Here is a 13346-nt window from a genome sequence, read left to right on the forward strand (position 1 = left end):
CACCGTGGACAGCTCCATACATAAAATATGATATTTCTTGCATCAAACCAGAACCCCGCTCGTGTCGCGCAAGGAGACCCCCGAGATGGCCGAACCCACCGGTGCGCCCACCGCCCCGCAGTCAGTCAGTGAGCAGGATTTCCGCGACATCCTCGACGCGACCCGCCAGTTCGTCCGCACCGCGGTGGTGCCACGCGAGCTGGAGATCATGAACGACAACCGCGTACCCGACGACATCCGCGACCAGGCCAAGAACATGGGGCTGTTCGGCTACGCGATCCCCCAGGAATGGGGCGGCCTGGGACTGCACCTGGTCCAGGACGTCGAGATGGCGATGGAACTGGGTTACACCACCCTCGCCGTGCGCTCGATGTTCGGCACCAACAACGGCATTGCCGGGCAGGTGCTGGTCGGGTTCGGCACCGACACGCAGAAGCAGCGGTGGCTGGAGCCGATCGCCAGTGGCGACTGCGTCGCATCCTTCGCATTGACCGAATCCGGGGCCGGCTCCAACCCCGCAGGTCTGCGCACCAAGGCCGTCCGCGAGGGGGACGGCTGGATCATCAGCGGCCACAAGCGATTCATCACCAACGCTCCCACCGCGAACCTCTTCGTCGTGTTCGCCCGGACTCGGCCCGCCGACATCGACGGACCCGGCATCGCCGTCTTCCTGGTACCCGCCGACGCGCCCGGCGTCGTGGTCGGACCCAAAGACGCGAAGATGGGCCAGGAAGGGGCATGGACCTCCGACATCACGTTCGACGACGTCCGCGTCGGTCCGGATGCCCTCATCGGCGGCAACGAGGACATCGGTTACCGTGCCGCGCTGACCTCGCTGGCCCGCGGCCGGGTGCACATCGCCGCGGTGGCGGTGGGGGCGGCACAACGCGCCCTCGACGAGTCGGTCGCGTACGCCGCGACCGCCACCCAGGGCGGGACCGCGATCGGCGAATTCCAGCTGGTGCAGGCCATGCTGGCCGATATGCAGACCGGCGTGATGGCCGGCCGGGCCCTCGTCCGCGACGCGGCACGGCTGTGGGTCAGCGGCGCGGACCGCCGCATCGCGCCGTCCGCGGCCAAGCTGTTCTGCACCGAGATGGTCGGCAAGGTCGCCGACCTGGCCGTGCAGGTGCACGGCGGCAGCGGCTATATGCGCGATGTGCCCGTCGAACGGATCTACCGCGACGTCCGACTGCTGCGCCTGTACGAGGGCACCAGCGAGATTCAGCGTCTGATCATCGGCGGCGGACTGGTGAAGGCCGCGCAGCGCGCAGGCTCGGGCCGCTGACCGGAGCCCGCGGCCCCGAAATCAGCGGCCCGTCCAGCAATCAACCGATGATTCGCACGATCGACTCGACCACCGCAGCCGGCTTTTCCGATCCTTCGATCTCGACGGTCACCGTCACGGTCGCTTGAACGGCACCATCGAGCTCATCGACTTTCGAAATGATGGCACTGGCGCGCACATTTGCTCCGACCTTGACCGGTGTGATGAATCGCACCTTGTTATAACCGTAATTGACTGCCAACGCGACGTTGTCGACGCGATACAGCTGGTGCATGAAATGTGGTAGCAGTGAAAGCGTCAGCAAACCATGAGCAATTGTGCCGCCGAACGGCCCCGCGGCGGCGCGCTCAGGATCGACGTGAATCCACTGGTGGTCATCAGTGGCTTCGGCGAACAGATTCACCCGGTCCTGGGTGATTTCCATCCACTCGGTCGGCCCAAGCTGACTACCTGCTGCTGCGACGAACTCGGACAGATTGTCGAAGACCTTCACGCTTACTCCTCTCGGGCTCGGCCGCTTCCCGGGCCACACCGCTATTACTTCTAACGCCTCCGCCAGGCCGGCACAATGCCCAGATTTTTGGCCGATGTCTCGTACTTAGCCGCTCAAAGTTCGCCCTCTTCGCGCACCATCTGGGTTAACCTGCAAATATAGAGATATCCGGGATTGCCGTGGTCCTCACCACCAGCACACTTGTTTTGGCCAATTCTTCGGCACTCCGAAGGTCGACAGACAACGTTTCACCGCTAGCTGGCTGAAGGACCCCAACAACCCCGATACTGAATTAGGGAATGCAGTCCGCGCGAGATGCGTTTACCGCATCCGACTGCCAACTGACGTTGCAGTGACCGCTGGGAACGAATGGGGCAACAATGTCGGTGGAGTATGTCGAATACGAATCCAACGTCGATATTCGCTTTGCCGAAAACATCGCCTGGTCCGATCCTGACACCGATTGCAGCGTGGTGCTGTCGCAGCCCGAAACCGACCCCGAACTCTGGAACCGCTACCTCGATGCGGCTGAGCAAAGTTATCGCCGGCACGGCGTCGAAGCGGTGGTCGGCGCTGCCGCGATCCGCGACGGTGCGGACACCGCGCTCTTCTGGACGGTCTTCGACCGCCGGGGCAACATGGTCGGCGGACTGCGCGCCAAAGCCCCACTCAGCTGCGCCGACGACTCCCACGCCGTGGTCGAGTGGGACGGTTGGCCCGGGCTGGCCATGGTGCGCAAGATGATCAACGACCGAGTGCCATTCGGCGTCATGGAGATGAAGACCGCCTGGGTATCCGACAGCCGCGCGAGCCAGCACGCCATCACCAATCTCCTGGCCCGCACCGCCTACCACGCGACCAGTGTCATGGGCGTGCAGTTCGTGATGGCCACGGCCGCCCAGCACGTCCTGGAGTTGTGGAAATCCGGTGGTGGCGTGGTGGCGCCCATTCCGGCCACGCCGTACCCGGACGAGCGCTACCGCACCAAGATGATGTGGTGGGATCGAAGGACCATGGTCAATCATTCTCAGCCGGAGCAGATTACGAAGGCGCTGCACGAGATCGACGCGATATCAACCAGGCTGGTCGCCGGTTGATGCCAGCTTTGGACGCTAACCGCATCTCCGTCCTCGATCCACAGCTCACAGCTGACGCGGAATCGCTCGATGTGCTGCTGCGCGATCCGGCGGTGAACGTTGTCGACACCTGGGCCGAGCAGTTCGCCGCGCTGGCCGAACTCCGGCCGGCGCCCACGCCCGACCTTCTCGACGAACCCGCCCGCTGGGTCTACTACCCGTGGCGCGCAGCGGTGCTGAAGCTGCTGGGACCTCGGTCCTACCGCCGCCTGCGCCTGGACCGCAATCGCCAGCTGGCCACGACGGACGAACAGGACCGCCTGGGCCGGCTTCGCATCGGCATCGTCGGGCTCAGCTCGGGCCACCTCATCGCTCATTCCCTCGCCGTGGCCGGTTTCTGCGGGGAACTGCGGCTCACCGATTTCGACACCCTCGGGGTGTCCAACCTCAACCGCATTCCCGCAACGGTTTTCGACATCGGTCTCAACAAAGCGACAGCCGCCATGCGCCGGATCGCTGAACTCGATCCCTATCTCCCGGTCCAGTATTCGACCGCCGGGTTGAGCGTCGAGTCCCTCGCGCCGTTCCTCGACGGACTCGACGTCCTGGTCGAGCAGTGCGACTCGCTGGAGATGAAACTGCACCTACGCCACGCTGCCAAGACCCGCGGCATCCCGGTGCTGATGGCCACCAGCGACCGCGGCCTGATCGATGTCGAACGCTTCGATCTGGAGCCCACGCGGCCCGTTTTCCACGGCCTGCTCGGGGACGTTGCCCCGGACACGATGGCCGGCCTGTCGATCGCCGAAAAGCTGCCCTACCTCATGCAGATCTTCGATCCGGCCCGGGTGTCGCCGCGGATGGGCGCGTCCCTACTCGAGGTGGGCCGAACCCTGTCGGCATGGCCGCAACTCGTCGGCGACGTAACCGTCGGGGCGGCAACCGTTTTGGAGGCCATCCGCCGGATCGGACTCGACGAACCCCTGGCATCGGGCCGTACCCAGGTCGACATCGGCGGTCTTCTCGACGAGTTGGCCGAACCAACCGTCGCGGCCCGGCCGACCGACGTCGCCCCACCGGCAGCCGGTGCCGTGTCCACCGGCCTTGGTGAGGTGATCGACGCCGCCGTCGTCGCCGCGATCCGCGCCCCGTCCGGCGGTAATTCCCAGCCTTGGCGCATCGCGGCGACGGCCGACAACATCGTGGTCAGCATCGATCCGGCACGGACGTCGACCATGGACGTCGGTTTCCGGGGCAGCGCCGTGGCTGTCGGGGCCGCGGCGTTCAACGCCCGAGTTGCCGCCGCCGCCAAAGGTTTCGCCACCGACGTGACCTACCCCGACGCGGGCGCGGAGCACCCACTGCAGATCGCCTTGCGACTGCGGCCGGGCGATGCCCCCGAGCTTGCCGACTGGTACCCCGCGGTTTTCGAGCGTGAGACCAACCGCCACCGCGGCACCGCCGCGCCGCTGACACCAGAGGTGGTCGAGACGTTGTCGCGGGTGGCGCAGCATCACGACGCACGGCTGCACCTCATGGTCGACCGCGACGAGATTTCACGCGCGGCAACGGTCTTCGCCGACGCTGACCGGATCCGCTATCTCACCCCCGCCCTGCACCGCGAGATGATCGCGGAGCTGCGCTGGCCGGGTGATGACGACATGGACTTCGGCATCGACATCGGTTCCCTCGCGCTCGATGCCGCTGATCTGGCTGTGCTACCCCTGTTGCGCCGGACGGACGTTGTTGCGACGCTCGACAACTGGGATGCCGGAACAGTCCTCGGGGACGACACACTTGATCGGATGCGTTCCAGCAGTGCGGTCGCCACCGTGTTCACCCGAGGTTCCGCGCTGAGCGATTTCGCCCGAGGCGGCGCGGCCGTGGTTGCCGTGTGGATGGCCGCACAGGCCTCCGGACTGGCCGTGCAGCCGATGTCGCCGCCGTTTCTCTACGCGCACACCGACACCGAGCTCGGCGAACTCTCCAGCAAGTACGCCGACGAACTCCGCCGACTCCAGGGCGCATTCAACGCATTGACCAGCAAAGCGCAAGACGAGTCGATGGTGCTCACGCTCCGAATATCGGCTGCGCCACCGGCTTCGGTATCGAGCCGCAGGTGCACAGCCTTTGAGGTCAGCGCGGGTTAAGCTGATCGTCTCATGTCCATCGACGAGTCTCCCCCTTCACTGGATCGCGTGGTGACAGAGGTTGCGACGCGGCTGATGGCGGCGGACTCCACCAACCACACCGAGGTGTACACGGACGTCCTGGAGATCCTCGTCGACTACTTCGGGGTCGACGTCAGCTTTCTCCGCCGCAACGATCATGAGATCGGAGCCTCGATACTCGTGGCGGAATGGCCACGGCGACCGGAGATTCCGGACCCCGATCCCCTGCGCGTCGTGTACTTTGCCGACGCGGACCCGGTTTTCGCGGAAACCGAACATCGCAAGACACCGCTGATCGTGCACCCCGACCCGGAGCCCGACGACTATCAGCGCCGCATCGAGGCGGACCGCAACGTCCCCCAGATATCACTGGCAGCAACACCTTTGGTGTCGGGCGAGCGCACCACCGGCGCGCTCGGCTTCGTCAAGTACGGCAACCGTGAATGGCTCACCGAAGAGATCAATGCGCTGCAGGCCATCGCTTCGCTGTTGACCCAGGCGCAATCTCGGGTCCTCGCCGAGGAGCAGCTTCGCTACCTGGCCGAACACGATGACCTCACCGGACTGAACAACCGGCGCGCGCTCATCGCCCACCTCGATGCCCGGTTGCAGCCGGAACAGCCCGGTCCGGTGACCGCCCTCTTCTTCGACCTCGATCGACTCAAGGCCATCAACGACTATCTGGGGCACAGCGCCGGCGATTCGTTCATCCGCGTCTTCGCCCAGCGGCTCACCGAGGGGGTCGACGACAAGACAGTGATCGCCCGCCTCGGCGGTGACGAATTCGTCGTCGTCCCGGCTGAACCGATATCCGAGAGCAAGGCCGAGGCTCTCGCCTATCAGCTCCAGGACTCGTTGCGGCGCCGAGTGTGGATCGATGGTGAACGGCTCACGCGGGCAGTGAGTGTCGGCGTCGCCTCCGGCATTCCCGGCTCAGACAGTTCGTCCGATCTGCTGCGCCGGGCCGACCAGGCTGTCCTGAGCGCGAAGTCTGGCGGCGGCGACCGCGTCGCGGTGTTCACCAACGCGATGTCGCTGGAAACGGCCTACCGCAACGACATCGAGCTGCATCTGCAGGACGTCATCGAGAACGGTGCGCTGCTGCTCAACTATCTACCCGAGATCGACATGCGCACCGGCAAGCTACTCGCCACCGAAGCACTCGTGCGCTGGGACCACCCCACCCGCGGGCTGCTCCCCCCGGCCGCCTTCATCGGCATCGCCGAATCGATCAACCTGGCGGGCGAATTGGGCCGCTGGGTGCTGCGCACCGCCTGCCGCGAATTCGCACGATGGCGTGAGGACTTCCAGGCGCACAAGGCCGGCCCCGGCGACTCCGACGATCGCGACGATTTCGAATTGCGCGTCAACGTCTCCCCCGTGCAATTGGTCACCGACGGCTTCGCCGAGTCCGTGGCCGACATCCTCGACGAATTCCGTCTCGACCGCGGATCCGTGTGTCTGGAGATCACCGAGAACGTCGTCGTCCAGGACAGCGAGGCGTCCCGAGCGACCCTGGCCGACCTCCGGAGAACCGGCGTCCGGTTGGCGATCGACGACTTCGGCACCGGGTACAGCGTGCTGTCCCACCTCAAGTCGCTGCCGGTCGACATCCTCAAGATTGATCGCAGCTTCGTGACCGACCTCGGCTCCAACCCCGGCGATCTGGCGATCGTCCGGGCCATCATCGCCCTGGCCGACTCATTCGGTCTGCAGATCGTCGCCGAGGGTGTCGAAACCAAGGCCGCCGCAACGACATTGCTGCGTCATGGCTGCCACCGGGCACAGGGGTTCCTGCTGTCGCGGCCGCTACCGAGCGATCAGATGGCGACGCTGTATCGCAAGGGCCGCGTTCCGGTCCGGTTCACCAGCGAGATGTGACGCCGAACAGCGTTACCGTGCAACAAGTTCCACTCGGGCGAACCTACTGGCGGGGCGGCCCACGATGCAGACCTCAACGGTCCCGGCAGGCGGGGCGTCATCGACGGCCGGTGCGCCCACATCAACGAAATCGGGCGAAATCACCACACTGTGGCGGGCCCGAACGAAGTACAGCCCATCGGGCGTGTTCAGTTCCGCACCGATGATTCGACGGTTCTCGAAGAGCAGCGACTGAAGTGTGCTGGCCGAGCTGACTGCGATGTCACGTTCGGCGGCAGCCGCCGCCAGCCAGTCGAACAGTTCGCCGAGCCCGCCGGCGTTCCAGTCGATGGCGCCGAGCGAAGAGATCCGCAGCGTGTTGTCGGCCGAGTCTCGCACCGTCTCCGACGACCAGCCGCGAACCGTGCTGTAGAGCGCACCGGTGGTGGAGCCAAGACACACCCGGGCCCAGTCGAGGAGTCTCGCACCGAAGAAGGTCTCGATGCCCCGGGCGTGTGTTTCTGACTCCGTCAGCTCGCGCACGGTGCGAGTCGGCACCGACCAACCGCTCGATGGTTCCGCGCTCCCCTCGACGTCTACTTCGGCGGTCACCGCCGCGAAATAGACGGCGGTGGCATCGAGCCGCTCATCCGTTCGCAGGTCGCCTGATCCGGCTTCGCCCAGCTCGCCGGTCTCCTCGGATTCCGGCTCGGGCGCGTCGTCGGCGGGTCCCCGTGGCACCCCGAACTCGTCGATCCGGGCATCGAGGACGGCGCCCAAAGTGGCGCAGCGCACTTCGCCGCCGCGCACCCAGCGCCCGTCGTCGGCATGCAGCGCTCCGGCAACCATCACATCTGCGGCGGCGTCGACCGCGGCAATGGCCGTCGCCAGGCCACCGATACCGGCGCCGACGCACAGCACGTCAACTTCTGCGTCCCAATCCAACCTGAATTCCCTGAGTTAAGCGGCAGCGAACTGCAACAATCCGACAGCCAGGGATCGATATCGCCGTTCGGCTACTGTACATACTCTCCGAATGAACGACACCACCAACGGCCTACGTTATGGCACCCTTAGGATGATCCCGGGGGGCTAGCCACTGAACGCGCGCTGACGGAAGGTGTATCGACGAATGGGGCGCCAGCCGCGATCCGTAGTGACCCGACGCAAAATCATTGACTCTGCCGTCGATTTGATCAACGAGATCGGTTATCCCGCCGCCGGATTGGCTGACATCATCGAACGCGCCGAGCTGACCAAAGGCGCGCTCTACTACCACTTCGACTCCAAAGAAGCACTGGCCACTGTCATCATCGAAGAGGCAATGGCGCTGCTGCACAACGTGTTCCAGTCTGCACGGGACTCGGAGCACAACGCGATGGAGTCACTGATCGTCGGCACCTTCACCACCAGTGATCTGCTGGCGACCAACCGGACCGCCCAGGCGGGTACCAAACTGCTGCGCACGTTCGCGGGGTTCAACCCAACGGCACGACACAGCTACGTCAACTTTGTCGACCAGTTCACCTCAGACATCAAACGGGCCGAAACGGACGGCGACCTGCGCCCCGGCGCGAACCCCGCGGATGTCGCCAACACCCTGGTGGCCTGGATCCTGGGCGCCGAGCTGATGTCCAGCGCGGCGTCCGACGGTCAAGACCTACGGGACCGGTTCACCCAGCAATGGCGTGTTCTGATGCCGGCAATCGTCACCGCGGAATCACTCGACCATCACCTCACCTTCATGGTCGCCGCGTCCACGCGACAGCTGAACACCGCGGAGCGCACCACCAGCTGAGCCCACATCGCTAACTAAGTTCACTTCTTTGTTGCTAGGCTGCCATCAGCCCAAGCGACAGAGGAGTCTGTATGGACCTCAATTGGTCGGCCAGCGATCTGGCATTCCGCGATGAAGTACGCACGTTTCTGCAGGAGAACCTGACACCGGAGATTCAAGCAGCCGGCCGTCTGATGACCAGCGTCTACAGCGATCACGACGCGAGCCTGGCCTGGCAGCGCATCCTGCACGAGCGCGGCTGGGCGGCGCCCGCGTGGCCGGTCGAATACGGCGGCTGCGATTGGAGCCTGACCCAGCACTACATCTTCAGCCGGGAATCGATCCTGGCCGGAGCGCCGTCCCTGTCCCCGATGGGCATCCGGATGGTGGCCCACGCGATCGTCCGGTTCGGCACCACCGAACAGAAGGACTACTTTCTGCCCCGCATCCTGACCGGGGAGGTTTTCTTCTGCCAGGGCTATTCCGAGCCCGAAGCCGGATCCGACCTGGCCGCCCTGACCATGGCGGCCGTGTCCGACGGCGACGACCTGGTGTGCACCGGCAGCAAGATTTGGACCACCCACGCCAGCGAAGCCAACTGGATGTTCGCGCTGGTGCGCACCACCCGTACGGCAAAGAAGCAGCAGGGCATCACCTTCGTGCTGATCGACATGAGCACGCCGGGCATAGAGATCCGGCCACTGGTGATGACCTCCGGCGAGGAGGTCCAGAACCAGGTGTTCTTCGATGAGGTCCGGGTTCCCAAGAGCAACGTCATCGGCCAGATCGACGACGGCTGGACCGTCGCAAAGTATCTGCTCGAGTTCGAACGCGGCGGCGGTGCCGCTGCCCCGGGCCTGCAGGTGCTGGCCGACGAGATCGCCACCGCGGCGGCGCACGCACCCGGCCCCGACGGCGGCCTGCTGGTCGACGACGCCGCGTTCTCCCGCAAGCTGGCCGACGCGCGCATCCGTACCGAGGTGCTCGAAATCCTCGAATACCGCGTGCTGGCCGCGCTGGCCGGAGGCGGACATCCCGGCGCAGCGTCGTCGATGCTGAAGGTGCTCTCCACCGAGTTGAGCCAGACCTTGACCGAACTCGCCATGGAAGCTGCCGGGCCCCGCGGCCGCGCGTACCAACCGCACGCCACCCGCCCCGGCGGGCCGGTGGCCGAATTCACCCCTCCCCCAGACGGTTACGTCAGTGGCGAGCCATGGCAGGCGGTCGCGCCACTGCGATACTTCAACGACCGCGCCGGGTCGATATACGCCGGCAGCAACGAAATTCAGCGCAATATCCTCGCCAAAGCAGAATTGGGGCTGTAGATGGACTTCACCTTCTCCGCGGAACAGGAACTTCTCCGGGACGGCCTGTCCAGGTTCCTGTCCAGCCGTTATGACCTCGAAAGCAGCCGGGCGGCAGCCAAATCCGGCCCTGGCTGGCAGCCCGACATCTGGCAGTCGTTCGCCGAGGAACTCGGTATTCTCGGCGCCTCGCTGCCGGAGGACGTCGGCGGCATCGGCGGTGGCCCGGTCGAGGTCATGCTGATCGCCGAAGCGCTGGGCCATGCGCTGGTCATCGAACCGTACGTGGATACCGCGGTCGTGGCCGCCGGCCTGCTGCTGCGTTCAGGCAGTGCCGCTGCCGGTCCGATCCTGGAGGAAATCGCCTCCGGCACAGCGGTTGTCGCACTTGCCGCAGCCGAGGCCCACAGCGGCGACCGGTGGCAGGACGTCCAGACCGCCGCCGTACGCGACGGCGACGCCTGGGTACTCACCGGCGGCAAGATCATGGCCGTGAACGCACCGGTGGCGACGCACCTGCTGATCACCGCCCGGACGGACAACGGCATCTCGCTGTTCCTGGTCGACATCTCCGAGCCCCGCGAGGGACTGGCCATACACGGCTATCGCACGGTCGACGATCGTCGCGCAGCCGATCTGGAGCTACGCGGACTCCGACTGCCGGTCGCCGCACTACTCGGCGCCGAAGGCGGGGCCTGGCCGTCGCTCGCCCAGGCCCGTGACGAAGGCGCCGCCGCCGTGTGCGCCGAGGCCGTCGGCAACATGCGAAAGGTACTGACCGACACCGTCGAATACGCCAAGCAGCGTCAACAGTTCGGCCGGCCCATCGGGAGTTTCCAGGCCCTGCAGCATCGCATGGTCGACATGCACATGGAGCTCGAGCAGTCCGTGTCCGCGGTCTATCTGGCCGTGCTCAACCTGGAGGCCGACGCGCACATCCGGGCGCGTTCGGTGTCCGCGGCCAAGGCCACGATCGGGCGGGCGGCGCGGTTCATCGGCCAGAACGCAGTGCAGCTGCACGGCGGCATGGGCATGACCGAAGAGCTCGCCATCGGCCATTACTTCAAGCGGCTCACCGCCGTGCAGTACGAATACGGCTCGACCGACCACCACGTGGCTCGCTACGCCGAACTGACCCGCGGCTGAGTTCGGCGCCGCCCGACTCGGCACGCGTCCGCATCTGATCCGGCCGGGTCGGATCAGATGCGGGTCATCTGCTTCTGCGCGTACAGCTTTGCCCACTCGGCGCGCGGCCGGATCGACACGTCGACATCAGCACCCTTGGCCCGCAGGGCGCCTGCCGTCGCCTGGTCCTTCGGGGTCAGCTTGAAGGGATCCCAGCCGAAGAACCGGCAGGAGTTCTGCCAGGTGATCTTGTTGATGTCGGAATCCGAGGCGCCGGCCGCGTTGAGTTCGGCCAGAACCTGCTCAGGGGCGTCGGGCCAAAAGCAGTCCGAATGCGGGTAGTCGCACTCCCACGCGATGATGTCGATACCGATCTCGTGGCGCAGCTTCAGCGACGTCTTGTCGGTGACGTAGCAGGCCAGCGAGTGCTCGCGAAAGACGTCGCTGGGTAGCTTGTTTCCGAAGTCGCGGCGCAGCCACTTCTGATTGGTGTAGTGCCGGTCGCTGCGATCCAGATAGAACGGGATCCAGCCGATACCGCCCTCGGAGAACGCGAATTTCAGGTCCGGATAGTTGCGCATCGCCGGACCCCACAACAAGTCCTGGGCACACATCGCCGAGACCTGCGTGGCCAGGATGATCAGGTTATCGATGGGCGCATTCGGGGCCATACTTATCGCGCCGAAGCCGGTGCCGATATGCAGACACATCACCACGTTCTCCTCGGACAGGGTCTGGAACACCGGGCCCCAGTAGTCCTCGTCGAAGTAGCTGGGCAGGCCTTCCAGGTGCGGCAGCTCGGGCATCGTGACAGCCCGGCAGCCCTTGGCGGCCACCCGGCGGATCTCACGGCACATCGCCTCGGGGTTCCACGTCGGCAGGATCGCGATGGGGATGAACCGGTCCGGGTACGCCCCGGCCCATTCATCGATGTGCCAGTCGTTGTAGGCCGAGACCATCACCAGGGTGGCCTCTTCGCGGTGCATGTTGAGGTGTCGGGCGGAGAAACCGGTGAAGGTCGGGAAGCACATCGAGGCCAGGATGCCGTTACGGTTCATGTCTCGCACCCGCTCATGCACGTCATAGACGCCGGGGCGCATTTCGGCGAAGCCGGCGGGATCGCGGCCCCACTCCTCGGCCGGCCAGGACACGACGGCGTTGAGTCCGCTCACCCCCTGGGGACGGCCCTGATACATCCACTGGTCGACGCCCTTGTCGTCGGTGACGACGATCGGCGCCTCAGGCTTGTACTTGTCCGGGACATGGTTGACGAACATGTCGGGCGGCTCCACGACATGGTCATCGATGCTCACCAGAATCAGGTCGTCGGTATTCACATTGCTCCTCACGTCCGCGCCCGCTCACCTCAGTAGTACCGTCTGGAGGCGTGACCGTCTCTGCACTTTCGGACAAGGGTTTATCCCAAACGGCCAAGATGGCTGAGCGGCCGGTAATCGAGCTGCGCCGCGGCGGTCGCGCCCTCGGCGGCAGCTACCTCTACGAAGGCGACGCGCTGATCACCGGCTGGCACTCGCACGAGGTGCACCAGATCGAATACGCACTGCACGGTCTGGTCGAGGTGGAAACCGATGTCGCGCACTACCTGCTGCCGCCGCAGCAGGCCGCCTGGATACCGGCGGGCCTGCCACATCAGGCGGTGATGAACCCGGACGTCAAGACCGTTGCCGTGATGTTCGATCCCGGCCTGATCTCGGACCGGTCGGATCGGGCACGCATCATCGCCGTCTCCCCGCTGATCCGCGAGATGATGATCTACGCGTTGCGGTGGCCCATCAACCGGCCCCACGGCGACGCCGTCTCGGACGGCTTTTTTCGCACCCTGGCACATCTCGTGTCCGAAGCGTTGGACCACGAAGCGCCGCTGAGCCTGCCGACGTCCGAGCACCCGATCGTTGCCGCAGCCATGGCTTACACAAAAGAACATCTGGCTTCGGCAACGGCCGAGCAGGTGAGCCGGGCGGTCTCGGTGTCCGAGCGGACGCTGCGCCGGCTGTTCCAGGATTCCATCGGATTATCTTGGCGCACTTATCTTCTCAACGCCCGGATGCTGCGGGCGATGGCGTTGCTGACAGAGCCGGAACAGTCGGTGCAAGCCACTGCCACCGCGGTGGGCTTCGAGAGCCTCAGCGCGTTCACCCGCTGCTTCACCCAGTTCAGCGGGCAATCGCCGTCGGGTTACCGCCGCCAGACTGCGGAGACGGCGCGATCGCTGCACGAGTCCAGGTAGGGGT

At 65.5% G+C, this 13346-nt stretch carries 11 protein-coding genes; 8 read left to right on the top strand and 3 right to left on the bottom strand.

Annotation, left to right across the window (positions count from 1 at the left end; genetic code table 11):
• Window positions 1-85 precede the first annotated feature (85 nt).
• Window positions 86-1288 (top strand): acyl-CoA dehydrogenase family protein, encoded by a 1203-nt coding sequence (locus G6N59_RS06140; RefSeq protein WP_138231269.1) that lies wholly within the window; start codon window positions 86-88, stop codon window positions 1286-1288.
• Window positions 1289-1328: 40 nt separating this feature from the next.
• Here G6N59_RS06140 and G6N59_RS06145 read toward each other — a convergent pair whose 3' ends face one another.
• The gene (locus G6N59_RS06145) at window positions 1329-1781 is read right to left on the bottom strand and encodes a MaoC family dehydratase (RefSeq protein WP_138231270.1); all 453 of its coding nucleotides are present in this window, start codon (window positions 1779-1781) and stop codon (window positions 1329-1331) included.
• 380 nt (window positions 1782-2161) lie between these two features.
• Here G6N59_RS06145 and G6N59_RS06150 point away from each other — a divergent pair, with 380 nt between their 5' ends.
• The 3 genes from G6N59_RS06150 to G6N59_RS06160 are packed head-to-tail and all read left to right on the top strand — an operon-like array spanning window position 2162 to window position 6909.
• A complete protein-coding gene (locus G6N59_RS06150; RefSeq protein ID WP_138231271.1) occupies window positions 2162-2878 on the top strand; it encodes a hypothetical protein in 717 nt (238 codons plus the stop codon).
• Window positions 2878-5007: an Rv1355c family protein gene (locus G6N59_RS06155; RefSeq protein WP_138231272.1), complete on the top strand. Its 2130-nt coding sequence runs from the start codon at window positions 2878-2880 to the stop codon at window positions 5005-5007. The genes G6N59_RS06150 and G6N59_RS06155 overlap by 1 nt, the downstream gene beginning before the upstream one ends.
• Window positions 5008-5019: 12 nt before the next feature.
• The gene (locus G6N59_RS06160) at window positions 5020-6909 is read left to right on the top strand and encodes a putative bifunctional diguanylate cyclase/phosphodiesterase (protein WP_138231273.1); all 1890 of its coding nucleotides are present in this window, start codon (window positions 5020-5022) and stop codon (window positions 6907-6909) included.
• A gap of 12 nt (window positions 6910-6921) precedes the next feature.
• Here the strand turns inward: G6N59_RS06160 and G6N59_RS06165 are convergent, their stop codons facing one another.
• The gene (locus G6N59_RS06165; RefSeq protein ID WP_138231274.1) at window positions 6922-7833 is read right to left on the bottom strand and encodes a hypothetical protein; all 912 of its coding nucleotides are present in this window, start codon (window positions 7831-7833) and stop codon (window positions 6922-6924) included.
• Between the two features lie 187 nt (window positions 7834-8020).
• Here G6N59_RS06165 and G6N59_RS06170 point away from each other — a divergent pair, with 187 nt between their 5' ends.
• The 3 genes from G6N59_RS06170 to G6N59_RS06180 all read left to right on the top strand — a co-directional run bounded on the left by G6N59_RS06170 (window position 8021) and on the right by G6N59_RS06180 (window position 11115).
• Window positions 8021-8686 (top strand): ScbR family autoregulator-binding transcription factor, encoded by a 666-nt coding sequence (locus G6N59_RS06170; protein WP_138231275.1) that lies wholly within the window; start codon window positions 8021-8023, stop codon window positions 8684-8686.
• Window positions 8687-8757: 71 nt separating this feature from the next.
• Window positions 8758-9990 (top strand): acyl-CoA dehydrogenase family protein, encoded by a 1233-nt coding sequence (locus G6N59_RS06175; RefSeq protein ID WP_138231276.1) that lies wholly within the window; start codon window positions 8758-8760, stop codon window positions 9988-9990.
• Window positions 9991-11115, top strand: coding sequence for an acyl-CoA dehydrogenase family protein (locus tag G6N59_RS06180; protein ID WP_138231277.1), 1125 nt, complete (start codon window positions 9991-9993; stop codon window positions 11113-11115).
• Window positions 11116-11168: 53 nt separating this feature from the next.
• Here the strand turns inward: G6N59_RS06180 and G6N59_RS06185 are convergent, their stop codons facing one another.
• Window positions 11169-12431, bottom strand: coding sequence for an amidohydrolase family protein (locus G6N59_RS06185; protein WP_138231278.1), 1263 nt, complete (start codon window positions 12429-12431; stop codon window positions 11169-11171).
• A gap of 50 nt (window positions 12432-12481) precedes the next feature.
• Between G6N59_RS06185 and G6N59_RS06190 the strand changes: the two genes are divergently transcribed.
• Window positions 12482-13342, top strand: coding sequence for an AraC family transcriptional regulator (locus G6N59_RS06190; protein ID WP_179970279.1), 861 nt, complete (start codon window positions 12482-12484; stop codon window positions 13340-13342).
• Window positions 13343-13346: the final 4 nt, after the last annotated feature.

Source organism: Mycolicibacterium aubagnense (genome assembly GCF_010730955.1).
Classification (GTDB): domain Bacteria; phylum Actinomycetota; class Actinomycetes; order Mycobacteriales; family Mycobacteriaceae; genus Mycobacterium; species Mycobacterium aubagnense.